Here is a 23,481-nt window from a genome sequence, read left to right as displayed (position 1 = left end):
GCAGCCTTGGCTGCTCTCCCTCTTTGGAGTTTTATGGCTATCTCAACCGATACACTTCTCTGTTTGCAGAGTATCGCCAACGTATTGCATAAGGTGTTGTTGGATCTGCCCACGGCAGAGCTGGTTGAACACTTTACGCTGAGCGATATCGCCACGCAGTGGCCCAGGCTGACTCACAGCCAACGCGAATCTTTGGCTTTGAACAAGTTGAGCGACTATCTCAAGCACTGGGATGGAAGCCGTGAGCAACTGATTGCACTGCAATTGGATTATGGCCAGTTATTCAACGGCCCCGGGACTCCGGTTGCGCCGCCCTGGGGCTCGGTTTATCAGTCTGCTTCAGGTTTGTTGAATGGCTCTTCCACCCTAGATTTACTGACTTTTTATCAACAGCATGGGTTGCAGATCCATTTCGATCGCAACGAGCCGGTCGACCATCTGGGACTGATCTGCGTTGTCATCGCCTACCTGCTGGACAAAATGGCGACAGATAATCGAGAACAGTATTCACCAATATTGCAAAGGCTATTGACTGACCATGTCCAACCTTGGGTGCAGCGCTGCCTGTCACTAGCGGAAGAACATGCTCAAACAGGCTATTATCTAGGTTTATCACTATTGGCCAGCGAGTATTTTCGTTATCTGCAAGCCGTGAGTAATGAGCTCGATGAAAGCGACGCCTGAAATCAATATGTTAAATATGGATATAAGTAGATATATAGAAAACATAATGGCATAAGTTAACCTGGTTTTACGGATCGACACCACATTTGTCCAACCGAAGCCATGTTACAATTCTTACAAAGGTTATATTTTGGGTGCGAATAATGTTGACTGCAATCTCACTTGGAGCAGATGAAAAAAAGAAATCGACGCTGTTCTTTCCCGGCGGAGTCAATGATCGCATTGCCGAATTTTTCTATGCCAATGGCGCACCACAGAAATTAAAAAAAGGTGAGCAGTTAAATAAAAATCTATTATTGAACAACTTTATCTATCTCGAAAGCGGTCTGATTTTCTACTCCAAAAGAACCAATGACTTTACCCGGCCAAAATTTTTAAATGCCATATTCCCAGGGCGACTGACCGACTATCATCTGTTGCTGGATGAGGGCTGCACTTGTTGTAAGAATATTCTTGCTGCCAGAGACAGCAAAATCATCACTATAGATAAGAAACTGATAAAAAAGCTGGTGACAGAAGATATCGACCTGTTTATGCAGTTCATGTATGACGCCGCCTATTATACAGAACGCCAGACCGGATTGGCCATTTTCTTGCTGACCTCATCACCGGAAGACAAACTGATCAAGTTCTTATTTGATATATTGGTTGTGCTTCAAGTTCCCTTTGATAAAAATTGGTTAACCATAGATCTTAAATTAACCCGTGACGAAATTGCCGACATATTGCATATCAGTACTATTAAGTTGGACCTCATGTTTGGTCAATTAAAGAAGCAAGACTTGCTTAAACGGGTAAGTAATAAACTATGCGTTAATATCGATATTTTCAGCGACTTATCCCCCTGCCCATTGGGTAGGGAAGATGCCAGAGGCTGTCAGTCGAACAATATGCAAAAGTTCAAGCCGCAAAATATGATAAGTACCAACAACAGATATTAATCTGTTGCCCCATGCCGCCATATGATTCATGGCAGATAATAATCTATATAGCCTGAGAACAACTCGGTTTCGGACTGAATTCATAGCCCCATGAGGAATATTCAGGACGGTGTAAAAGCAACAAAAAAGGCGTCCCATGGACGCCTTTTCGATTGGTTGCAGTGGCAATTATTTTTTGCCCAGCATACCGAAACGCTTGTTGAACTTGTCGATACGACCACCGGTATCAACAACTTTCTGAGTACCAGTGTAGAAAGGGTGACATGCACCGCAAACGTCCAAGTGCAGAGCTTTACCTGCAGTAGAGTTTACTTTGATGACGTTGCCACAAGTACAAGTTGCAGTGATTTCTGCGTATTCAGGATGGATACCTGGTTTCATTGGGTTACCTCAAGTTAAGGCCATGTCGCTCTTCCAACCCGAAGTCGGACACCACATGCGGTTAATATCAAAAGTTCAGGGCGCAGAATAGTACAGTATCTACCCAGCGCTGACAAGTAGGCGACTACATCTGCTCGAACTTTTCTTTGGCGGCCGTCTTATCTCCATAGGACTCCAGCAAGCTACTACTGGGGCAGTACAACTTTGCATCACTGCGAAGGTTGCGAATATTACCGCGACTGAAGGCCTTGGGATTGGCGTCAAAAATGGCCAGCATGGCGCCATAGACGTGGGTATGGCTGTTCTGTGCATAACGGCTGGCCACCCGCCAAAGGGTTTCTGTACCATCGAAATCCAGCATGCATCCCGGCTCACGACTATCAATTGGCAGAGCCTTCACCTGAGGGCCAGGCGCTGCAACCGCTTGAGATGCCGAGGGCACACCAAGGCTTTGAGGCTCACTCTGGGGTTGACCGGCGACATCTTTAACTCTTTGAGCTTGAACGGCTGGCGGTGGCACGACTTTGCTTGATACTGCTGTGGCTTGCACAGCTCTGGCCTCTATCGTTTTGTTTTCTATGGCCTTGTTTTCTATAGCTTGGGTTGACACGGCAACCTGCGGTGACTCAGTCGGCATCTGCTCGGCAAAGACTCTTGCCCGGTTGGAGCGCAGCGCCACAGGCACTGAGGTATCGAACAAGGGCAAGCGTTTGAGTTCATGCCAGCGATTGATTCGGTATTCCCGCACCAGTAATTCAGCCTGCTTGTCGGTCACTTCATCTATCCCCAGCAGCAGCACCATGTAACGGTTTATGGGCTGCACCATGAGTTTTTCCGCCGCACCTTGCTGCCTGACAATAAACTCAAGCCGGGTCATATCCTCACTGTCGGCCACCACATTGACCTTGATCAGCGGCAGATGCCCGAGTTCAAACATTCTTTGATTGATACTGACATGGGCGGTTTCTGCTCTGGCAACAGACGTTAGCAACATGAGTACAAGCATCAGTAAACCCGCTCTCATCCATATCCTCTCTAATTTGATTTGTAGTTACCCAGTTTAGGTTATCCGGCTTAGGTTCTCTGGTTTGGATTCGTTAAGTCAGCACGTTCAAGCTGCGGTTTTTGCGGCTTTTTGTTTCCGGGACTGGTTCTCTCATTCTAGCCTGAGTAAACTGACGGGCAACATGTGCCGTGATTATTTGCGAAAACTCTGACTATGCCGCAGTTTGTAGAAGTTGCCCTTCCCGTTCCCATGCGGCAGAACTTCAGTTACCTGATGCCCAAAGCTTGCCCCTGGCCACTCGAGCCGGGAATGCGGGTGCGCGTGCCCTTTGGCCGCCAGCAACTCATAGGCCTGGTGACAGGCCTGAGTGATGAGTGCGAACTCGAGCCCAAACAACTCAAGCCGGTATATCAAGTGCTGGACAGCGCGCCATTGCTGCCACCTGCGCTGTACCAACTGACCCTCTGGGCCGCCAGATACTATTTCTGCAGCCAGGGGCAGATGTTGACCCAGGCCCTGCCGGTGGCGCTACGCAAGGGTGCCGATGCCGCGCCGGAGAAAATCAGTTATCTGTGTCTGACCAGTGCGGGCCAGGAGGCCACGCTGGAGTCGCTGAAACGCGCTCCCGCCCAACGCAAACTGCTGCAACAGCTCAAACAGGGGGAACTGACCACTGAAGAGGTCAATGCGCTGGAGCTGAGCAAGAGTGCCATCAAGGGGCTGCTGGACAAGGGCTGGGCCGAGCAACGAGAGCGGTCAGTCAGCGCCAATCTTGAATGGCGGCAACAGCTTGAACTGGGAGAAGAAGCTCACAGGCTCAACCCGGAGCAAGCCGTGGCGGTCGCCAGCCTCAATGCCCAGAGCGGCTATCAGTGCAGCTTGCTTGAAGGGATCACAGGCTCAGGCAAGACAGAGGTCTATCTGGCGGTACTGGAAACCATACTCAAGGCTGGCAAGCAGGCGCTGATCCTGGTGCCGGAAATTGGCCTGACGCCGCAAACCATCAACAGGTTCAAACGCAGATTCAAAGTCACGGTTGCCGTGATCCATTCCGGCCTGACCGACAAGCAGCGCCTCGACGCCTGGCGCCTGGCCCGCAGCGGCGAGGCGGCCATCATAATCGGCACCCGCTCGGCGCTGTTCACTCCCATGGCCTGGCCCGGGATCATCATTCTCGATGAGGAACACGACAGCAGTTTCAAACAGCAGGAAGGCGTGGGTTATCACGCCCGGGATCTGGCCGTCATGCGCGGCCATCTGGAGCAGGTTCCTGTACTGCTGGGCAGCGCGACACCGTCGCTGGAGAGCCTGCAAAACGCCCTCAGCGGCCGCTATCAGCATCTGCAATTGGGAGAGCGGGCCGGCAATGCCCTCAAGGTGCGCCAGGGACTGATCGATATCCGCAACCAACCCCTGCAGGCGGGCATGTCACAACCGCTGCTGAACGAGATGCGCCTGCATCTGCAGGCCGGCAACCAGGTGTTGCTGTTTCTCAATCGCCGCGGCTTTGCCCCTGCCCTGCTGTGCCACGAATGTGGCCATCTGCACGAGTGCGATCGCTGTGATGCGTTTTTCACCCTGCACCAATCCCTCGGCGAAATTCGCTGCCACCACTGCGGCAACCAGTATGCAATTCCACGCCAGTGCCACAACTGCGGCAGCACCATGTTGCAGGGTCAGGGTATAGGCACGGAGCAATTGGAGGCGGCGCTCAGCAAGGAGTTTCCCGAGTATCCCGTGGTGCGAATCGACCGGGATACCACCAGCCGCAAAGGCTCGCTGGAACAGCACTTAAGCGCCATTCATCGCGGCGAATACAAGATATTGGTGGGCACCCAGATGCTGGCCAAGGGACATCACTTTCCCGATGTCACCCTGGTGGGGCTGCTCGATGTAGATGGCGCCCTGTTCAGCGCGGACTTTCGGGCCCCTGAGCGCTTCGGCCAGCTCTATACCCAGGTAGCCGGTCGCGCCGGCCGAGCCAGCAAGCCGGGCACTGTGCTGCTACAGACCCATCAGAGCGACAACCCTTTACTCAGGGATCTTATGCACAGAGGCTATGGCGAGTTTGCCCGCAGCCAGCTCAATGAACGCCAGCAGGCACTGTTACCCCCGGCCTGGCATATGGTGCTGATCCGCGCCGAATCCCACCGCGCCGAGGATGCCGATGCCTTTCTGGCTGCCTTCGCCACCATGTTACCCATGGACAAGGATTTTGAAGTGATAGGCCCACTGCCGGCGCCGCTGGATCGCAAGGCCGGCAAGTATCGGCGCCAGTTGTTGGCTCAGGCCAAGGACAGACGCAGGCTGCAACAGGTGTTTGAACAGCTGTTGCCCCAGGCCGAACAGCTGCCCGAGGCCAAGCGCTGCCGCTGGAGTCTGGATCGAGATCCTCAGGATCTGCTGTAACTGATAAGAGTCCGCAGGATCTGCTGTAACTCCCTTGAACGGCTTTAATCCGGCTCAGAATTGACCGTGAGGCCCCTGCTTGTCCTGCGGCTTGCGCAGTAGCTTATAGGTCAGCCAACTGCCGAGCGCCAATACCAGAGTAATCACCGGCGCCGCCATCAACGCCATGGTCAACAGCTTGCTGATCCGCTCCGGCAGAAACGGCATCATATAGCCCAGCGATACCAACAGCCCCACCCAGAAGAAGGCACTCAGAGCCGCAAAAAAATAGAAGGTCTTGATACAGGCCATGCGCACGCCCATCACCAAAGGCAGCAGCGAACGCACCAGCGGCAGGAAACGGGCACAGAAAAGCGCCACCAGCCCATGACGCCCAAGGAGTTTATCCACTGCCGCCAGACTGTCGGGCGGCACCTTGTAGACCCAGCCCTGCACCCTGGGCAGACGATTGAGCAGCCGCCCCTGAACAAATGCCAAATAGCTGCCGCCTGCGGCCGCTACAAACAGCAACAGATACACCAGCAAGGGGTTAAGGATCCCCATGGCCGCCAGGGTACCTGAAAGAATAACCACACTGTCGCAAGGCAAGGGGGCCGCCGGCAGCAAGGCGCTCTCCAGAAAGATAAAGCTGAAGATGCAAACATAGATACTCAGGGCGATACCCGGAGCATGCAGCGCGGTAAAATCCTGCTGCCAAATAGCCTGTAACACTGTGGTGATGGAGTCCAGCATCTTTATCTCCATTAAAACTATCGGCACGCGCCGATGGGGAAATCTTGGATCCGAGAAGGATCGGAGAGACATCATACTCCCCCAAAATGAAGATCAGCGATTCTTAAACAAAGATTCATCCATAATAGTGATCTTAAAAGGCACCCGGCTGCGGCAAACCCAGGCAACAACAAAATTTGCTGATAAAACCGTACAGGTGATAGCAATGTTACCGCCGAAAGCGCTAGAATGTGCGGTTATTCCCCTTTTAACCTTTATCAGTCAGTGTCGATAAAACGCCAATGAAATCACATATCCAATCTTTGCTTGAACAGACAGTAGCCACTTTGAAACAACAGGGGCTGATCCCCGAAGAGACTGCGCCAAGGATTCAGGTAGACCGAACCAAGGATAAGAGTCACGGCGATCTGGCCACCAACCTGGCCATGATGCTGACCAAAGCTGCCGGCAAGCCGCCTCGGGAGCTGGCACAACTGATCATCGACAATCTGCCGGCCTCCGGCCATGTGGCCAAGGTAGAGATAGCCGGCCCCGGCTTTATCAACTTCTTTATTGATGACAATGCCCTGGCCAAACAGCTGCAGGCGGCACTGGCCGACGAGCATCTGGGTATAAACCTGCCCAAGTCGCAAACCGTGGTAGTGGACTACTCCTCCCCTAACCTCGCCAAAGAGATGCATGTGGGCCATCTGCGCTCCACCATCATTGGCGACAGCGTTGTCCGGGCGCTGGAGTTTCTCGGTCACAAGGTGATCCGCCAAAACCACGTCGGTGACTGGGGTACCCAGTTCGGCATGTTGCTGGCCTATATGGAAGAGCTGCGGGCACAAAATGGTGAAAACGCCAACCTGGAGCTGTCGGATCTGGAAAGCTTCTATCGCGCTGCCAAACTGCGTTTCGACGAGTCGGCCGAGTTTGCCACCCGCGCCCGTCAACTGGTGGTCGAGCTGCAATCAGGTGACGAGTACTGCAACAAGCTGTGGCGTGAATTCAACGATATCTCTCTGAGCCACTGCCATGAAGTGTATCAGCGCCTGGGCGTCAGCCTGACCCGCGCCGATGTCCATGGTGAAAGCGCTTACAACGACGATCTGGAACAGGTGGTCAAAGATCTGGATGCCCAAGGCTTGCTGTCTGAAAGTAACGGCGCCAAGGTGGTATTCCAGGAAGAATTCCGTAACAAAGATGGTGAAGCCCTGCCGGTGATCATTCAGAAGGCCGATGGCGGCTATCTCTATGCCACCACAGACCTGGCGGCCATGCGCTATCGCTCGGGTACCCTGCATGCCGATCGCGCCCTCTACTTCGTGGATCTGCGCCAGGCACTGCACTTCCAGCAAGTGTTCAGCCTGGCCCGCACCGCAGGCTTTGTGCGCCCGGAAATGACACTGGAACACATGGGCTTTGGCACCATGAACGGTGAAGACGGCCGCCCATTCAAGACCCGCAGCGGCGGCGTGGTGAAACTGGTTGACTTGCTCGATGAAGCCAATGTCAGGGCGCTGGAGCTGGTACGCAGCAAGAACCCCGACATGGACGAAGACACCCTGGCCGAAATCGCCCGGGTAGTGGGCATCGCCTCGGTGAAATACGCCGATCTGTCGAAGAACCGCGCCAGCGACTATATCTTCAGCTTCGATCAGATGCTGAGCTTTGAAGGCAACACAGCGCCATACCTGCTGTACGCCTACACCCGGGTTGCCGGGATCTTCAAGCGGGCCGAAGGTGTGGATTTGAGCAATGCCGTTATCGCTCTGGAACACGACAAGGAAAAAGAGCTGGGCAACAAGCTGGCCCAATTCGGTGAAATCCTTGCCCGTATGGTCGACAAGGGCCAACCCCATGTGCTTTGTGGTTATCTGTTTGAACTGGCGGGTGCCTTCTCCAGCTTTTACGAAGCCTGCCCTGTGCTGGCGGCCGATAACGAAACCCAGAAGCACAGCCGTCTGCTGCTGTCTCAGTTGACCGCCAAGACCCTCAAGCAGGGCCTGTCACTACTGGGTATCGAGACCCTGGAGCGCATGTAATCCATGGGACGCGATTACGCCAATAGCAAACCCAAGCCCCGCAAGCCTGCCAAGCGGGGCGCTCGCAAGCAACCGCAGCCCAAGCAAGGCTTTCCTGTGCTGTTGCTTGTGGTGGTAGTGGCCGTGGTGGCCGGCTTTGGCTATTTCCTCTGGAGCCTGAAGAGCAGCGCCCCCGAGGCCGAAGTGGTTCAACCTCAGCCACAGACTAAGCCGGTGCCCCAGAAGAAAGACCCCAACGCCCTGCCGCCCAAGCCCAAAGAGGAGTGGACCTACCTCAAGGAGCTGGAAAACAAACAGGTAGAAGTGGATCTGCCGGAAGAGAGCAACAAGCCATCTCGCCCTTATCAGATGCAGTGCGGTTCCTTCCGGGTGCAGTCCCAGGCCGACGAGATGAAAGCCGTGATCGCCTTCCAGGGGCTAGAAGCCCAGGTGCGCAAGGTGCAAGGCACCAGCGGTGTCTGGTACAAGGTGGTACTCGGCCCCTATGACAGCAAGCGCGATGCCGAGCGGCAGCGCCACGTGCTGCAAAGAGCCGGTCTCAACGGCTGTATGATCTGGTTCTGGGAAGAATAAACTCCTCTCAATTTAAAGGCTGCAAACAATAAGATTTGCAGCCTTTTTGTTTTTCAGCACGAAAGCCTCTGCCGGGCACTTGATATTCCCGCCCCCAACCCCATATAGAAAACTATCACCTCATTAGTTGGCCTTGCTGTGCCCCCAATGGGCCGTTTCATGCAGCAGACCCTGGGGATTTGACCCATGACGGACGCGCCGTCCGCCCGAGAAGAGGATCTATCGTGACCACTATCGTATCTGTACGCCGTAATAATCAGGTTGTTGTCGCCGGCGACGGCCAAGTGTCTCTGGGCAACACTGTGATGAAAGGCAATGCCCGCAAAGTACGCCGCCTGTACCACAATAAGGTACTGGCCGGTTTTGCCGGTGGCACCGCCGATGCCTTTACCCTGTTTGAACGCTTCGAGGCCAAACTGGAGATGCATCAGGGGCATTTGATGAAGTCGGCGGTCGAACTGGCCAAAGACTGGCGCAGCGACAGAGCCTTGAGAAAACTCGAAGCCATGTTGGTAGTGGCCGATCATGAAAGCTCACTGATCATCACTGGTAACGGCGATGTGGTGCAGCCGGAGCATGATCTTATCGCCATAGGCTCTGGTGGCAACTATGCCCAGGCCGCGGCGTTGGCGCTGCTGGAAAACACCGAACTGGGTGCCCGTGATATTGCCGAGAAGTCGCTGACCATAGCCGGTGATATCTGCGTATTTACCAACCAGTTCAAGACAATAGAAGAACTGAATTACTGATCCCGAGCGTGAGGAAGCATTATGTCTGAAATGACACCCCGCGAAATCGTCCACGAACTGGACGCGCACATCATAGGCCAACAGAAGGCCAAACGCTCTGTCGCAGTAGCCCTGCGTAACCGCTGGCGCCGCATGCAGCTGGATGCCGGCTTGCGCCAGGAAGTGACCCCGAAGAATATTCTGATGATAGGCCCAACCGGTGTCGGTAAGACAGAGATCGCCCGCCGTCTGGCCAAGCTGGCCAATGCGCCTTTCATCAAGGTTGAAGCGACCAAGTTCACCGAAGTGGGCTATGTGGGTAAGGAAGTAGAGCAGATCATCCGCGATCTCACCGACGCCGCGGTCAAACTGACCCGCGAGCAGCAGATGAAGAAGTGCCGCACCCTCGCCGAAGAAGCCGCCGAGGAACGGGTTCTCGATGCCCTGCTGCCCAAGCCAAAGAGTGAATGGGAGCAGGAAACCGAGGACAAGTCCCACACCCGCCAGGTGTTCCGTAAGAAACTGCGTGAAGGCCAGTTGGACGACAAAGAGATCGAAATCGATGTCTCGGCGCCGCAAATTGGCGTCGAAATCATGTCACCTCCCGGCATGGAAGAGATGACCAACCAGCTGCAGAGCCTGTTCCAGAACATGGGTCAGGGACAGAGCAAGCGCAAGAAACTCAAGATCAAGGATGCCTACAAGCAGCTGGTCGAAGAGGAAGCCGCCAAGCTGGTCAACCAGGAAGATCTCAAAGAGCAGGCCATTGAGCTGGTCGAGCAACACGGCATAGTGTTCCTCGATGAGATAGACAAAATCTGTAAGCGCGGCGAAACCTCAGGCCCGGACGTGTCCCGCGAAGGGGTACAGCGTGATCTATTGCCTCTGGTGGAAGGCTGCACAGTCAACACCAAGCACGGCATGGTGAAGACTGACCACATTCTGTTTATCGCCTCCGGTGCCTTCCAGATGAGCAAGCCATCGGATCTGATCCCCGAGCTGCAGGGCCGTCTGCCGATTCGGGTCGAGCTGGATGCCCTGACCGCCTCTGACTTCAAACGGATCCTCACCGAGCCCCACGCCTCGCTCACCGAGCAGTATGTGGCCTTGATGGGCACCGAAGGAGTCAGCATCGAATTTACCGAGTCCGGTATCGAGCGTATTGCCCAGGCCGCCTGGCAAGTCAACGAGCGTACCGAAAACATCGGCGCCCGTCGTCTGCACACTGTGATGGAGCGGCTGATGGAAGACATCTCTTTCGAGGCCAGCGACAAGTCCGGCAGCAAGTTTGTTATCGATGCCGAATATGTCGATGCTCACCTGGACAACCTGGTTCAGGATGAAGATTTGAGTCGCTTCATTCTCTGATTTTCACCTCAAAAAGCCTCCTTCGGGAGGCTTTTTTACGGCGCTTTTTTGCCTTCGGCGCGCGCATTCTTTATCATCCTCTCCTTTGCCCAAGCTGGAACCCAAGCTATGAAACTGACTCTGCTGACTCAAGAGCTGTACAGCAAGCTCTACCGTGATATTCAGGAATTTCGCGCCACTTTCGACCTGCCGGTCAACTCTCCTGACACCCTGGATGCCAAGGCAGACACACTGCACACCTCGCTTATCAGCGAAGAGCTTACCGAACTGGCCGAGGCCGGTGATAAAGTTGAACAGGCCGACGCCATAGTCGACAGCGTGTATGTGTTGATGGGCCGCTTGGTACACTTGGGCTGCACCCAAGTTGGGGAGCGAGTGGAGATCAGCTACCTGATAGATCTGCTGCTGCAGGTTGCCGCCAACAAAGCTATCGACTTTGAGCCCTGCTGGGATGAGGTACATGCCAGCAACATGAGCAAGGTATGCCGCAATGAGCAGGAACTTGCGGATACTGTGGCTCACTATGCCAAGCAAGGGGTGGAAATTGTCGGCAGCCGTCAGGGCGATTTCCTGATAGCCAAGTGCGCCAAGGATGTGGAAATGACCGGCAAGACAGTGCGCCAGGGCAAAGTGCTCAAGTCTGTCTATTATCGTCCGGCCAACCTCAAGGGTCTGGTTTAGCCCCCTCGAGTTTGCTCAGCTCCCTGTAGGTCATCCATTGTCCTTCAGGGGGCAGGGTCTGACTCATATCCAGCTCAGAGATGTTTTGCGGGGTGACTACCCGGATCTCCGGACTGACCCGCCCAGGCACTTTTTCGCCCTGCAGCAGCCTCACCGCCAAATCAACCGAAATTCTCGCCTGCAGTACAGGTGAGTCTGTCACCGTTGCCATCAACTTGCCCTGCTCAACCAAGGCCATGGTTTGCGGATTACTGTAAAATGCCAACACCCGTCCGGGAAACATTCTGGCCGCCACAGTGGCCGCCACTGCATTGCCCAGTAGATAATCGGCCTGAAAGCGCCGGGTCAGCGCCCGCACCAAGTCGGCCTGCACAAAGGTTTCAGTGACACCATAGCCGCCTTCAATCAGCTCGACTTGGGAACCACTAAGCCCTTGTTTTAGCCCCAGTTCGGCATCCATCACCCAAGCCGCTCCCGAAGGGCCGGGAAACCAGGCCAGGCTGAAATCCTGTCTGCCACTGGCGGCAAACAGATATTGCACCGCGGCTTGAGTCATATCGACAAAAGACACCAACGAGCGACTGTCTACCTGATTGCTGTTAATGCCATTGACCAGATCCACAACTTTGGCGTCCTTGGCCCTGAGCCTCGGCAACTCAGCGTTGAAAAGCTCCGCCGAGACGGCCGCCAGAATATAACCTTGGGCGCCGCGGGCCTCGCATTCATCTAGCTGGCGCAGTTGCCGCTCCGCCTCAGTGTAGCCACCGGCATCATAAATACCTATCTCGACGCCCAGCCTGTCCGCTTCCTCGGCCAAGCCCCAGGCAACACCCCACCAGTAATGATCTTTACCATGGGGCAAAAGAGCACAGAGGCGCCAGGCTTTGTTGGCCCGCACCAGCGGCTTATACAATTGCGCTTCACCATCGGCACGCACCTTAACTGGATACCAGGTTGCCGTGGCAGGAAAAACCAGCAGCAATAAACTGCAGAGGAGATATTTCATCTTTTATTCCCGAGAGTCACTCTATTAACCTTATACCAATCGCCATAAAGTGGTGCCTTGATCGAGCATTCGACTGACTCGGGACGACAGAGAAGCAGAATTCAGCTACAAAAAAAGCAGACCTCCTGGTCTGCTTTGTCAGTGAGTTAAAGTGGTTAGAACTTCACTAGAGTCCCTTTCAGTGCCACCCCGGCCATGATGGCACCGGCGCCACACTCATATTCAGTCTCGCTGGCAAACTCACGCTTCTTGTAATAGGACTGGATATTGACCACAGCGTCCATCCCCTCACGCTCGGCGCGCTCCTGCAACGCCTTTAGCGCACTCAACATCACCCACTCACAGGCTTCGCGATCCGACTTGCCAAAGGCATTGGTCTTTTTATTGGTGATCACCTCACCATAGCTCTTGCTGATCTCCGGGTGAGCCTGAGTGGCAAAATACAGTGGCACATCGTAAAGGGCTTCTTTGGCCTTCTCGGTCTGCAGCAGCTCCTGCACCGGATACTGGGCTATGGTGTCGCGGGCCGCGGCGTTGGCACTGACCATCAGGGCCAGCAGCGCCAGAGCAAGTGATTTTTTCATCTATATCTCCCTATTGCGGCTCCACGCCGCAGTCAAAGCTTTGATTGCAGTCCATCTAAAGATAGGGTCACTCCGCCGGTTGCAGGAGTGACTAATTCGCAATGATACAGGCAGTTACATACACTAGACCAGAAAAAGCTCAAGCCCTGATAAAGGCCGCCATCAACTCACGGGTCAAGTCGGCGGCGGGAATTTCCCGACATCCCTCCGGATTCTGACCACACCAGAGCGGGCTGAAATCACTGCAGTCGCGTGCTTCTGCCGCGGCGCGCAGCGGCGCAATGGCATTGGCCGCCAATGGGAAATCCGGCGCTTGCCCCAAAGGCCCCAACTCACGCATCAAACGGGTCATTATGCCTCTGGCCGGACGGCCACTGTAGAGATTGGTCAGCGCCGTATGGCGATTCATTTGCGGATCTTTCAGCGCTTGGCGATGCAGTTCACTGATCTCGGCCTCCGGGCACAAGAGATAGGCCGTGCCCACCTGCACCCCGGCCGCTCCCAAAGCCATGGCCGCCTGCACTCCGGCGGCGTCGGCAATACCACCGGCGGCAATCACGGGCACCTTCACCGCCTGTACCAGGCGCGGTAACAGGGCAAAGGTACCACTGTGCTCGGTCAAATCATCACTGAGGAAATGGCCTCTGTGACCACCGGCTTCCAGGCCCTGGGCTATGATGGCATCCACGCCTCTGGATTCGAGCCACTTGGCCTCGGCGACGCTGGTTGCCGAGGCAATCACCTTGGTGCCCCAGCTCTTGACCCTGAGCATCAGCTCGGTGGAGGGAAGCCCGAAATGAAAACTCACCACTTCGGGACGAAAGGGTTCTATAACCGCGGCAACCTCGGCATCGAAGGGACGCCGCTCGGCGCCACCGCCGAGATCTTCGACCTCGAATTCACGGTAATAGGGCGCCAGTTGCTGCAGCCAGGCATGCAAACGCTCGACTTGTTCCTCGGGTGGCTTATGGCAGAAGAAGTTGAGGTTTACCGGCCGGTCACTCTGGCGCCTGAAGCTCTCTAGCGCCAGCTTGAGTTTGTCATGGGATAACATGGCGCAGGGAATAGAACCAAGCGCACCGGCGGAAGCGACGGCCAATGCCAGCGGCACGCCCTGGGCGCCGGCCATGGGGGCTTGAATAAGCGGCAATTCAATACCAAAGAGTTGTTCTATCAACATACCAAGACTCCTTCTTGCTTCAGTCCTCAGCGGCGCTATTCCCGCTGCTTGGTTCAATCATCCGGCTGTTCAGACTAACGGTTGGCGGTTGTTTGCGCCAGTAAAAACGCCGCGATAATCGCGGCGTTGACAGTCAAACTCAGTGTCGTTCAGAGCAGGTAATCCATCCCCAAGGCGACAAACAAGGCCATACCCGCCCAGTTGTTGTTGAGAAATGCCTTGAAGCAGGGAGCCCGCTGTCTGTCGTAAATCAGCCTCTGCTGATAAAGCCCAAAGCCGATAAAGGCCAGCAGCCCCACCAGATAGAGGGCACCTCGCTCGGCCACATAACCTGCAGTCATAAAGCAGGCCAGCGCCGCCAACTGAAACAGGCCGATGATCTGCCTGTCGTAACGGCCGAACAGAATGGCGGTGGACTTGATCCCCACCTTGAGGTCATCGTCCCTGTCCACCATGGCATACATGGTGTCGTAGGCGACAGTCCAGAACCAGTTGGCGGCAAATAGCCACCAGGCTTCGACAGGCACTTCACCTGTCTGGGCGGCATAGGCCATGGGAATCGACCAACTCCAGACTATGCCGAGGAACATCTGCGGCATATTGGTGTAGCGCTTGGTGAAGGGATAGATAATGGTCAGCAGCATGCCGACAAGGGAGAGTTTAACCACCAGAGGGTTGAGCAACAGTACCAAACCAAAGGCAAACAGTCCCATGACCACAAACAGGCCCAGCGCTTCTTTGACCGTGACCTCGCCACTGGCCAAGGGCCTGGACCTGGTGCGCTCGACATAGGTATCCAGCTCGCGGTCGGCATAGTCGTTGATGATGCAGCCACAGGCACGCATCACAAACACACCTACGATAAAGATGATCAGCACCTTGAGATCCGGTAAGCCCCCGGCCGCCAGCCACAGCGCCATTAAACAGGGCCACAGCAGCAGAAAAGTTCCTATGGGTCTGTCCAGACGCGACAGACGGGCATAGACATCAATTTTTTCCCTCAAGTTCATCGGTAGGCTCTCCAACACATCTCAGCCTTAAATTTGCCAAGCATTATGACTCAGCAACAGTGTGATTGACACCGCAAAACACGAATTTTCCTACCCGGGCTGTCAACAAGCAGTTAACTTGGCGTAGGCCACCACCAACCACTTGCTGCCGAAGTCATCGAAATTCACCTGCACCCTGGCCTGTGCTCCCTGGCCTTCAAAATTGGTCACTATCCCCTCACCGAATTTGGGGTGCAGCACCCGTTGGCCAACATTGAAGCCCGTGTCGTTGAAGCTGCTTTGCGACTTGCTGAACCTGTTGTTAGCCATGGGAGTTGCCACCTGCGCCTTGAGGCGGATCTCCTGCAGGTACTGAGGCGGGATCTCCTTGATAAAACGCGACGGCCGCGAGTAGTTTTCACGGCCATAGATGCGGCGTGACTCGGCATAGGTGATATACAGCTGTTGCATGGCGCGGGTCATGCCCACGTAACACAGGCGCCGCTCTTCTTCCAAACGATCGCCCTCTTCCAGCGACAACTGGCTGGGGAACAGCCCTTCTTCAACACCGGCCATAAACACCAGCGGGAACTCCAGCCCCTTGGCCGAGTGCAGCGTCATCAACTGCACCGCATCTGTGTGGGCATCGGCCTGGCCTTCTCCCGCCTCCAGCGCCGCATGGGACAGGAAGGCATTCAACTCACCCATGTCCACCAGCTCTTCCGGCACTTCGAAGGTGCGCGCCGCGGTGACCAGTTCCTCGAGGTTTTCCACTCTGGCCTGAGCCTTTTCGCCCTTTTCCTGCTCATACATGGCCTTGAGCCCGGAGTCCTGGATCACTATATCCGCCTGGCGATAGAGGGGCAGCTCTTCGGTGTCGCTGCGTAGCTGCACTATCAAGTCCATAAAGCTGCGCACCGCATTGGCGGCGCGGCCGGCCAAGACCTTCTCTTCCAACAAACGGACGCAGGCCTGCCACAGGGTCAATTGCTGCTGCCGGGCCGTGGTTCTGAGAATATCCAGGGTGCGATCGCCTATGCCTCTGGCGGGAGTGTTGACCACCCGCTCGAAGGCGGCGTCATCGTCGCGGTTGGCAATCAGACGCAGGTATCCCATGGCATCCTTGATCTCCTGACGCTCGAAGAAGCGCAAGCCGCCATAGATGCGATAGGCCAGCCCCTTGTGCAGCAAGGCCTCTTCCAATACCCGTGATTGAGCATTACTGCGATAAAGGATGGCGCAGTCACTGAGACTGCCGCCCTTGTCCTGCCAGTCGCCAATGCGGCCTATGATGAAGCGTGCTTCATCCATCTCATTGAAGGCACAGTAAACTGAGATCGGCTCACCATCGACATCTTCGGTCCATAGCTGTTTACCCAGCCGATCCGGGTTGTTGGCGATAAGTTCGTTGGAGGCCTTGAGAATATTGCCACTGGAGCGGTAGTTTTGCTCCAGGCGAATAGTTTCGGCATTGGGAAAGTCCTGTAAAAACTTGTGCAGGTTTTCCACTTGGGCGCCACGCCAGCCATAGATGGACTGGTCGTCGTCGCCCACTATCATCACATTGGCGCTCTTGCCTGCCAATACTCTGATCCAGGCATATTGAATGGCGTTGGTGTCCTGAAACTCATCCACCAGAATATTGCGGAACCTGTCCTGATAGTGGGCCAGAATATGTTCCTTGTTGAGAAACAGCTCGTGAGCCCGCAAGAGTATCTCGGCAAAGTCTACCAGCCCGGCGCGATCACAGGACTCCTGATACACCTGATAGATTTGCACCAGTTTCTGCTCCATGGGGAAGAGGCCGCCATCCAGATGTTTCGGCCTTAGCCCTTCATCCTTCTTGCCGTTGATATAGCCGGCCACCATCCGCGGCGGATACTGTTTCTCATCCAGATTCAGGCTTTTGAGGATGCGCTTGAGCAGGCGGAGCTGATCATCCGAGTCGAGGATCTGAAAATTTTGCGGCAGGCCGGCATCCTGCCAGTGAGTGCGCAGCAGACGATGGGCCAGACCATGGAAGGTACCGATCCACATGCGGCCCATATGGTTGCCGACTATCTTCTCCACCCGTTCCCGCATCTCAGCGGCCGCCTTATTGGTAAAGGTCACCGCCATAATGGAGTATGGGCTCTGGTTTTCCACCTGCAGCAGCCAGGCAATCCTGTGAGTCAGTACCCGGGTCTTGCCGCTGCCGGCACCGGCGAGCACCAGCATGCTGGATTGAGGTGCGGCTACCGCCTCACGCTGCTTGTCATTCAGGCCATCCAATAAAGAAGATACGTCCATTCGCGCCTCCACAAAAACGAGCGCGCATTATAGCAGGAAAGACCCATAGCTCCTACGTGCCTTGGCAGGCTACTGACTGAACTGGACTCAGATGCAGTGGGCACAGCAGAGTCGGCTCCATCTGTATTCCTCCTGCTTTGACCACAAACAAGACACTGCATTTGGCATTGATATTAAATCATTACTAAATAATGACTTAACAATATAAACAATCGAAAATACTAAAAATTAAAACAATTACCTATTAAATTGCCACAACTCACAGTTTACATCCGGACAAACACCTAGGATCTTGAAACATTCACTATATATTTCATACATTTGTTTTGGAGCCGGGTTGTGAACCAAGCCATCTTTTCCAATCTTTCTTTGCGCAAGTTGTTGATCACCTTGTTTGCCGCGCTGCTGGCGCTGTTTTGCCTGTCATTGGGCACCATTGCCTATCACCTGCAGGAGGTGAAAAGCCAAATAAGCCTGCTGGAGCGGGAGTACCACAGCAATGATCAGGCTGCCTCTTTGCTGCAACTGGTATCCGGCCTCAGACGGGAACAGCTGGGATACAGCTTGAGACGGGTACTGAATGCCCCCATGAGTGAGGAGTCACGTCAGTACCTGCAGGATCAGACCCTGACGATCAACTCGGCGCTGGCGCAACTGAAACAGGGTGCCGGACAAGATACCCTGGTGCAACTGCACAAGCTGGATGCGCCACTGCAAGCCTTTATGGGACTGCATAAACAATTTTTGGATCGAGACAGCAGCGACCTGCCGGAAAACACCGCCAACATGCTGACCTCCATGGAGTCGTGGCATATTTACAACAATGTCGAGACCGAACTCAAAGCCTTGATGGAACTGGAAACCAATAAGGTCAGCTCTGCCAGAAGCGCCAGTGAACAGGCAATTCAATCCCTCAGCAGCAGTCTGGTCATCGTCTTCTGCCTCTTTGTGACTCTGGCATTGGGAGCCGGCTGGTTCCTGCTGCGACGTATCTTTATCCCCCTTGGCGCCACTACCCAAGTGCTGGAGCAGATAGCCTCTGGCGATCTCGCAACCGAAATTCCGATGGAAAAATTCAGCAGCAGCGAGTTCAAACACCTGGCCGAAACCCTGGGACAGATGCGTAACACTCTGCATGAGATGATTTCCCAGATAGGCGCGGCCTCGGTGCAACTGGCCGCCGCCGTGGAAGAGATGACTACAGTCGCCGCCGAAGCCGCCGAAGAGATGCAGCAACAGCGCTCTGAGGTCGATCAGGTGGCTACCGCCATGACAGAGCTGCAGAGCTCGATTGCCGATATCTCCCGCAACACCACCCAAACCGCCGATCAGGCCAACCAAGGGGTGCTGGCCACCACAGAGGGCCAACAAGTGGTGCTGCAGACACTGGATACCATTCAAAGCTCGGATGCAGAAATCACCGCCGCCAGCGAAGTGATAGGCCAGTTGCAAAAAGACTCAGATTCCATTGCCATGGTGCTGGAAGTGATCGCCCAGATAACAGAGCAGACCAATTTATTGGCCCTCAACGCCGCCATCGAAGCCGCCCGGGCCGGTGAGGCAGGAAGAGGCTTTGCCGTGGTGGCCGATGAAGTGCGCACACTCGCCAGCCGTACCCAAAGCTCGGCGCTGGAAATCAAAGGCACCATAGAACAGCTGCAGCAAAGAGCTCTGCACGCCAACGAAGTGATGCAAAAGAGCCGCGAGCGGATGCAAGGCAGTGTTCGCTGCGCCAATGAGGCCAGCGATGCGATTGAAAGGATCAGTGCCGCTATCGGCATCATCAACGACATGGCGATTCAGGTGGCCAGTGCCACCGAGCAGCAAACAGCGGTTACCGGTGAGTTGGGGGTCAACATCACCAATATCAGTGATGCCGCCTCCAAGGTGTCCATGGGGACGGGGCATGTGTCTCAATCCAGCCAGGAGCTGAGTCAGTTGGCCCACAACCTGGCGCATTTGATCAGCCGTTTCCGCACCTAAAATGAGATCTTCGTCACACTCATGCGGCCACGACGGCCGCATGATAATACCATTCCAACTTGGAGAGACTGACTATGGGATATTCAATCAAAGACTTGGTATATAACGGTGAAACTCATGGGGTGCACAACTGGTCGACACTGGAAGGCAGCCAGTTTTACTGGCATCCGGATTGGCTGCATATCGCCGAGGATATAACCGGCCACAAGGCAACGGCCCATATTCAGGCCAAAGCCGCCAAGGCCAGCCATGAGGAGGCGAAGGCCACCATAGTCCAGCACCTCAACGACAAAAAGTAATCTTAAATAAGCCTCCCACGCGGAGGCTTATTTATTCTTGGGCTAGTGCCCGGACGCTATTGCCTTACGGGCAAGATTATCCACCCAGGCTGGAGCGATAAGGCGGACAAAACGCCCCAGACGACCACGCCAGGAGGTAATCAACATTCGCCCCCGCCCGGCTATGACCGGCAGCATCATCTGCGCGCATTCTTCGGCGGTCATGATCTTGCTCTCTGCCATGGGAGAAGTTCCGAGCGGTTTACCCTCTCCATCCAGCGCCCGCCGGTGGATCTCGGAGACCACAAAGTCAGGACATATCACGGTCACAGCAACATTGTCCTCGGCCAACTCGATTCGCAGTGAATCAAAAAAGCCCACAACAGCATGTTTGGAGGCGGCATAACCACTGCGGGTTGGCACCCCGGTCAGACCGGCCACGGAAGCCACCACCACCACTTGCCCTTGGGAAGCCTTCAGATGCGGCAATGCTGCATGGGTCAGCCAGGCCGGTCCCAAATAATTGACCCGCATCAGCTGTTCAAGAATGTCCAGTTGCTTGAGTTCATCGAAGCGGCTCCACATGGTCATGCCGGCATTGTTGATCAGTATATCCAGCCGGCCGAAACGTTCGATAACCGTGGCTATCAAGGCTTCACAGTCCTGTTGTCGCCCGACATCACTACAAACCACCAGTGGCGCACCGCCAACCGACTCGACCTCCATCGCCAGGGTACGCAACCTGGATTCATTGCGGGCACTGAGTACCAGTTGTCCGCCAAGCGGCGCCAGTGCCAGAGCGAGCGCCCGCCCAATACCTTCCGAGGCGCCGGTAATCACTATGACCTTATAAGCAAGTCCTTCCATCTGCAGTCCATTGTCAGTCGAAGTTATCAGGCTAAGCTCGCATACTCCTCCTGCAAGTGCAATCCCTGCTGCCGGCGCTCATGGCGCTTCTCCCATTGCAAAAACTGCTCCAGAGGTTTGGGGCGCCCAATGGCGTACCCCTGGGCATAGTCGACCCCTATCTCCAGCAGCTTATCCATGATCTCCTGGTTTTCGACAAACTCAGCCACTGTCTCTATGCCCATGACCCGGCACACATCGTGAATCGATTTGACTATCGCATAATCCCTGGCATTGGTCGCCAGATGCCGGACAAAGCAGCCATCTATCTTCACATAATCCACCGGCAGCTCCCGCAGGTAGCCGTATGAAGCAAAGCCACTGCCAAAGTCGTCCAGAGCAAAGGCAAATCCCAAGCGGCGCAATTGGTTGAGCATCTCCATCGCCCGGGTTCGGTTCTGAATAGCACTGGTCTCTGTGATCTCAAAGCAGACACAGGAGCTGGGAATGCCATAGCGTCCCTGCATCTCGGCGATGTAATCCAGCATACCTTCACTGCCCAGGCTGTTTCCCGAAAGGTTGATGGAGATACAGATCTCCGGCCATAGCTGAGGATGCTCGGATAGCCAGAGGAACGCCTTGCGGATCACTTCCCTATCGACTTCCGGCATCAACTTGAACCGCTCCGCCGCCGCAATAAACTGTGCCGGAGGCAGAATACGACCACTGTTGTCGCGGATCCGCAGCAAGATCTCCAGCCTTTGACGGCGACAGCAGCCGTTGAGTCCTTTAATCGGCTGGAAATAGAGCAGCAGCTCTTTATCCTCTATGGCTCTGGCAATACGCACCGCCCACTTGGGGGCATTGCGTTCATTGGCCAGCTCTTTGTTGCGATCATCGAAGAAGTGAATTTGACTACTGCCCTTGCGCTTGGCCGCCAGACAAGCGATATCGGCATCCTTGAGCAGCTCGGCGGGCGCAGAGCAAGGGCCTCTATGGAAGGCCACGCCACAGCTGACCCCGACTCGGTAATGGGCGCCGCCACAGGGCAAGATCTGCAGACAAACCTGCCTCACCACCTGCTTTAAGAACCTGGCAACTTCCAGAGCACTGCGGTTACGGATAGCCAAGCCAAATTCATCACCACCGAGTCTGGCCAACATCTCGTCACCCTGCAGACAGGACTCTATGGCTCTGGCAACCATGACCAGCATCTGATCGCCGGCGTCATGGCCGCAGTTGTCATTGATAAGCTTGAACTGCTCCAGATCCAGATAACAGAGTGCCAGGGTCTCGGCGCCTTCGGCGTACCCCGGCAGCCGCTCTTCAAAGGCGCTGCGGTTGTAAAGCCCGGTAATACCATCGACACTGGCCTTCAACCTCAGTTGCTGTTTGAGGGTTTCCTCCTGGGTAATGTCCCGCAGCACAGTCACCACGCCTATCACCTGGCCCTTGTGATTGCAGAGGTTGCTGACCGCCCGCTCCATGATTCTCGGCTGCTGCATCTGCAGAGTGACCTTGCTGTATTCGGGAACCCGGCTGCCGCTGGACATAAAGTTGAGCAGTTCTTCGTCCAGTTGATTATCGCTCTTGAGCAGGGTATCCAGAGTCCGCCCCAAAGCCTGTTGACTGCGCAGCCCGAGCAGGGATTCCGCCTGAGGATTGAGATAGATAACTCTGGCCTTATTGTTGGTGAGGATCACGGCTTCGGCAATGGATTCCAGGGTGATTCGGGAACGCTCTTTCTGCTGAAAAATCCGCAGCAACAGGTTATTGATCCTGTCGGCCAACACCTTGAACTCGGCGCCGCCGCTGCCGCTGACATGGGTATAGCGTCTGGCGCTGGGATCTATCTCCTTCAGCTCTGTCATCAAACGGTCGAAAGGTTTCAGCAAGCCGCGTCGCAGCCAGAGATAACCGGCGGCCACCATCAGCATGCCGCCTAGCAATAGCAGCATGACAACCAACAGGCTTTGCCATTCCAGCCGCTCGAAGGCGTCTCTTTGTTGTTTAACCTGCAGCGCCAGCACAGGCCCAATAAGGGTGGGTACTTGGATTTGACTGGCCAGCTTAAGATGTTGCCCCGGGCTCACCTGCTGTTGCAGCGGTGCCAGCGCCACGGAATGGATAAGGTCAGCCTGTCCCAGGCTCTGCAGGTGCGCAGGGGTCAGTAAACGAGTGACTATCAGAGCTTCGTCATCATCGAAACGATAGAACCCCAGCTGCAAAGGTTGCTCATTGACTATCACGGCGCCAAAGGCTTCCTTGTCCAGGGTGGAGAAGAGTCCGGCGGGAGGGATTATCTGCCCGGACACCCGGGTCTTGCCGTCTGCCAGCGCCGTCACCTTACCCTGATGCAGATGAAACAAACTGATATTGGAAGACTGCAACCCCTCCAGCCAACCTTTCAGCAGCGACTCGCCCGGCGTTTGAAGAATGGGAACATAGAGGCGCGCCAGTTGTAACAGGCGCCGGGACTCACGGGTAAACTGCTGCTCAATTCCGACATACTCATGCTCCAGCGTTTGCTGCCGGAACTGACCCAGACTGTATTCAAACCAAAAATTCAAACTGTAGGCGACCGCAAGCAGGGCAGGAATACAAAACCCCAGGATAAATACGCCTATTTTTTTGCCAATGTGCATCTTAAACCACGGCTGATTGTTACCGGATACCAAGAATGGCCGGACTCCGGCAGGCAACATACCTCATTTAACGTCCGGTTAAAACTCTTGACTGGCGTCATTGCCCGTTTGCCGCCACTTTGCCCGCGACAAACTGCACCAGCTTGCCCTG

At 55.1% G+C, this 23,481-nt stretch carries 20 protein-coding genes; 10 read left to right on the top strand and 10 right to left on the bottom strand.

Features of this window, described 5'->3' with window-relative positions; all coding sequences use genetic code 11:
- Nucleotides 1-33 precede the first annotated feature (33 nt).
- On the top strand, nucleotides 34-684 hold the full coding sequence (locus tag ON072_RS07035) for a TorD/DmsD family molecular chaperone (protein ID WP_144128751.1): 651 nt from the start codon (nucleotides 34-36) through the stop codon (nucleotides 682-684).
- Nucleotides 685-827: 143 nt separating this feature from the next.
- Complete coding sequence (locus ON072_RS07030) at nucleotides 828-1,625, top strand: Crp/Fnr family transcriptional regulator (RefSeq protein WP_144133955.1); 798 nt, start codon at nucleotides 828-830, stop codon at nucleotides 1,623-1,625.
- 168 nt (nucleotides 1,626-1,793) lie between these two features.
- Here ON072_RS07030 and rpmE read toward each other — a convergent pair whose 3' ends face one another.
- Together rpmE and ON072_RS07020 are read right to left on the bottom strand one after the other, a co-directional pair.
- Nucleotides 1,794-2,006, bottom strand: coding sequence for a 50S ribosomal protein L31 (rpmE, locus tag ON072_RS07025; RefSeq protein ID WP_025009259.1), 213 nt, complete (start codon nucleotides 2,004-2,006; stop codon nucleotides 1,794-1,796).
- 124 nt (nucleotides 2,007-2,130) lie between these two features.
- Nucleotides 2,131-3,012 carry a FimV/HubP family polar landmark protein gene (locus ON072_RS07020; protein ID WP_261752663.1) on the bottom strand — a complete coding sequence of 294 codons (882 nt, stop codon included), beginning with the start codon at nucleotides 3,010-3,012 and terminating at the stop codon, nucleotides 2,131-2,133.
- 213 nt (nucleotides 3,013-3,225) lie between these two features.
- On the opposite strand from ON072_RS07020, the gene priA reads away from it, so the two are divergent.
- The gene (priA, locus tag ON072_RS07015) at nucleotides 3,226-5,421 is read left to right on the top strand and encodes a primosomal protein N' (protein ID WP_261752664.1); all 2,196 of its coding nucleotides are present in this window, start codon (nucleotides 3,226-3,228) and stop codon (nucleotides 5,419-5,421) included.
- Between the two features lie 54 nt (nucleotides 5,422-5,475).
- Here the strand turns inward: priA and ON072_RS07010 are convergent, their stop codons facing one another.
- Nucleotides 5,476-6,153 (bottom strand): DedA family protein, encoded by a 678-nt coding sequence (locus ON072_RS07010; protein WP_025886808.1) that lies wholly within the window; start codon nucleotides 6,151-6,153, stop codon nucleotides 5,476-5,478.
- Between the two features lie 281 nt (nucleotides 6,154-6,434).
- Here ON072_RS07010 and argS point away from each other — a divergent pair, with 281 nt between their 5' ends.
- The 5 genes from argS (at nucleotide 6,435) to ON072_RS06985 (ending at nucleotide 11,530) form a co-directional block, all read left to right on the top strand.
- Nucleotides 6,435-8,180, top strand: coding sequence for an arginine--tRNA ligase (argS, locus tag ON072_RS07005; protein ID WP_071237106.1), 1,746 nt, complete (start codon nucleotides 6,435-6,437; stop codon nucleotides 8,178-8,180).
- Nucleotides 8,181-8,183: 3 nt separating this feature from the next.
- A complete protein-coding gene (locus ON072_RS07000; protein WP_101060253.1) occupies nucleotides 8,184-8,753 on the top strand; it encodes an SPOR domain-containing protein in 570 nt (189 codons plus the stop codon).
- Nucleotides 8,754-8,977: 224 nt separating this feature from the next.
- A complete protein-coding gene (gene hslV / locus ON072_RS06995; RefSeq protein ID WP_025009255.1) occupies nucleotides 8,978-9,502 on the top strand; it encodes an ATP-dependent protease subunit HslV in 525 nt (174 codons plus the stop codon).
- A gap of 21 nt (nucleotides 9,503-9,523) precedes the next feature.
- On the top strand, nucleotides 9,524-10,849 hold the full coding sequence (gene hslU / locus ON072_RS06990; RefSeq protein WP_261752665.1) for an HslU--HslV peptidase ATPase subunit: 1,326 nt from the start codon (nucleotides 9,524-9,526) through the stop codon (nucleotides 10,847-10,849).
- Between the two features lie 108 nt (nucleotides 10,850-10,957).
- On the top strand, nucleotides 10,958-11,530 hold the full coding sequence (locus tag ON072_RS06985; RefSeq protein ID WP_144131802.1) for a nucleoside triphosphate pyrophosphohydrolase family protein: 573 nt from the start codon (nucleotides 10,958-10,960) through the stop codon (nucleotides 11,528-11,530).
- Here the strand turns inward: ON072_RS06985 and torT are convergent.
- From torT to uvrD, 5 genes are all read right to left on the bottom strand, one after another.
- Entirely contained in the window at nucleotides 11,514-12,536 is a 1,023-nt protein-coding gene (gene torT, locus ON072_RS06980; protein WP_044733576.1) for a TMAO reductase system periplasmic protein TorT, read from the bottom strand. The two genes, ON072_RS06985 and torT, sit on opposite strands and share 17 nt — an antisense overlap.
- A gap of 155 nt (nucleotides 12,537-12,691) precedes the next feature.
- Nucleotides 12,692-13,120: a hypothetical protein gene (locus ON072_RS06975; protein ID WP_025009251.1), complete on the bottom strand. Its 429-nt coding sequence runs from the start codon at nucleotides 13,118-13,120 to the stop codon at nucleotides 12,692-12,694.
- Nucleotides 13,121-13,259: 139 nt separating this feature from the next.
- Nucleotides 13,260-14,300, bottom strand: a complete 1,041-nt coding sequence (locus tag ON072_RS06970) for an NAD(P)H-dependent flavin oxidoreductase (RefSeq protein WP_044733575.1) — start codon at nucleotides 14,298-14,300, stop codon at nucleotides 13,260-13,262.
- Between the two features lie 149 nt (nucleotides 14,301-14,449).
- Nucleotides 14,450-15,310: a 4-hydroxybenzoate octaprenyltransferase gene (ubiA, locus tag ON072_RS06965; RefSeq protein WP_028779581.1), complete on the bottom strand. Its 861-nt coding sequence runs from the start codon at nucleotides 15,308-15,310 to the stop codon at nucleotides 14,450-14,452.
- Nucleotides 15,311-15,412: 102 nt separating this feature from the next.
- Nucleotides 15,413-17,578: a DNA helicase II gene (gene uvrD / locus ON072_RS06960; RefSeq protein WP_025886801.1), complete on the bottom strand. Its 2,166-nt coding sequence runs from the start codon at nucleotides 17,576-17,578 to the stop codon at nucleotides 15,413-15,415.
- Between the two features lie 339 nt (nucleotides 17,579-17,917).
- Here uvrD and ON072_RS06955 point away from each other — a divergent pair, with 339 nt between their 5' ends.
- Nucleotides 17,918-19,561, top strand: a complete 1,644-nt coding sequence (locus tag ON072_RS06955; RefSeq protein ID WP_232786106.1) for a methyl-accepting chemotaxis protein — start codon at nucleotides 17,918-17,920, stop codon at nucleotides 19,559-19,561.
- A 74-nt stretch (nucleotides 19,562-19,635) separates the two neighbouring features.
- Nucleotides 19,636-19,860: a hypothetical protein gene (locus ON072_RS06950; RefSeq protein ID WP_025009248.1), complete on the top strand. Its 225-nt coding sequence runs from the start codon at nucleotides 19,636-19,638 to the stop codon at nucleotides 19,858-19,860.
- Nucleotides 19,861-19,902: 42 nt separating this feature from the next.
- Here ON072_RS06950 and ON072_RS06945 read toward each other — a convergent pair whose 3' ends face one another.
- Complete coding sequence (locus ON072_RS06945) at nucleotides 19,903-20,706, bottom strand: SDR family oxidoreductase (RefSeq protein WP_261752666.1); 804 nt, start codon at nucleotides 20,704-20,706, stop codon at nucleotides 19,903-19,905.
- 26 nt (nucleotides 20,707-20,732) lie between these two features.
- A complete protein-coding gene (locus tag ON072_RS06940; RefSeq protein WP_109247328.1) occupies nucleotides 20,733-23,330 on the bottom strand; it encodes a putative bifunctional diguanylate cyclase/phosphodiesterase in 2,598 nt (865 codons plus the stop codon).
- Nucleotides 23,331-23,481 lie beyond the last annotated feature (151 nt).

This window comes from Shewanella sp. K8 (assembly GCF_028823715.1).
Lineage (GTDB): Bacteria > Pseudomonadota > Gammaproteobacteria > Enterobacterales > Shewanellaceae > Shewanella > Shewanella algae.
This window is presented reverse-complemented; position numbering and strand designations above follow the sequence as displayed.

Bases quoted from the DNA above. Each gene is read 5' to 3' on its own strand.
- ON072_RS07035 (WP_144128751.1), top strand. From the start codon at position 34: ATGGCTATCTCAACCGATACACTTCTCTGTTTGCAGAGTATCGCCAAC.
- ON072_RS07030 (WP_144133955.1), top strand. From the start codon at position 828: ATGTTGACTGCAATCTCACTTGGAGCAGATGAAAAAAAGAAATCGACG.
- rpmE (WP_025009259.1), bottom strand. From the start codon at position 2,006: ATGAAACCAGGTATCCATCCTGAATACGCAGAAATCACTGCAACTTGT.
- ON072_RS07020 (WP_261752663.1), bottom strand. From the start codon at position 3,012: ATGCTTGTACTCATGTTGCTAACGTCTGTTGCCAGAGCAGAAACCGCC.
- priA (WP_261752664.1), top strand. From the start codon at position 3,226: ATGCCGCAGTTTGTAGAAGTTGCCCTTCCCGTTCCCATGCGGCAGAAC.
- ON072_RS07010 (WP_025886808.1), bottom strand. From the start codon at position 6,153: ATGCTGGACTCCATCACCACAGTGTTACAGGCTATTTGGCAGCAGGAT.
- argS (WP_071237106.1), top strand. From the start codon at position 6,435: ATGAAATCACATATCCAATCTTTGCTTGAACAGACAGTAGCCACTTTG.
- ON072_RS07000 (WP_101060253.1), top strand. From the start codon at position 8,184: ATGGGACGCGATTACGCCAATAGCAAACCCAAGCCCCGCAAGCCTGCC.
- hslU (WP_261752665.1), top strand. From the start codon at position 9,524: ATGTCTGAAATGACACCCCGCGAAATCGTCCACGAACTGGACGCGCAC.
- ON072_RS06985 (WP_144131802.1), top strand. From the start codon at position 10,958: ATGAAACTGACTCTGCTGACTCAAGAGCTGTACAGCAAGCTCTACCGT.
- torT (WP_044733576.1), bottom strand. From the start codon at position 12,536: ATGAAATATCTCCTCTGCAGTTTATTGCTGCTGGTTTTTCCTGCCACG.
- ON072_RS06975 (WP_025009251.1), bottom strand. From the start codon at position 13,120: ATGAAAAAATCACTTGCTCTGGCGCTGCTGGCCCTGATGGTCAGTGCC.
- ON072_RS06970 (WP_044733575.1), bottom strand. From the start codon at position 14,300: ATGTTGATAGAACAACTCTTTGGTATTGAATTGCCGCTTATTCAAGCC.
- ubiA (WP_028779581.1), bottom strand. From the start codon at position 15,310: ATGAACTTGAGGGAAAAAATTGATGTCTATGCCCGTCTGTCGCGTCTG.
- uvrD (WP_025886801.1), bottom strand. From the start codon at position 17,578: ATGGACGTATCTTCTTTATTGGATGGCCTGAATGACAAGCAGCGTGAG.
- ON072_RS06950 (WP_025009248.1), top strand. From the start codon at position 19,636: ATGGGATATTCAATCAAAGACTTGGTATATAACGGTGAAACTCATGGG.
- ON072_RS06945 (WP_261752666.1), bottom strand. From the start codon at position 20,706: ATGGAAGGACTTGCTTATAAGGTCATAGTGATTACCGGCGCCTCGGAA.
- ON072_RS06940 (WP_109247328.1), bottom strand. From the start codon at position 23,330: ATGCACATTGGCAAAAAAATAGGCGTATTTATCCTGGGGTTTTGTATT.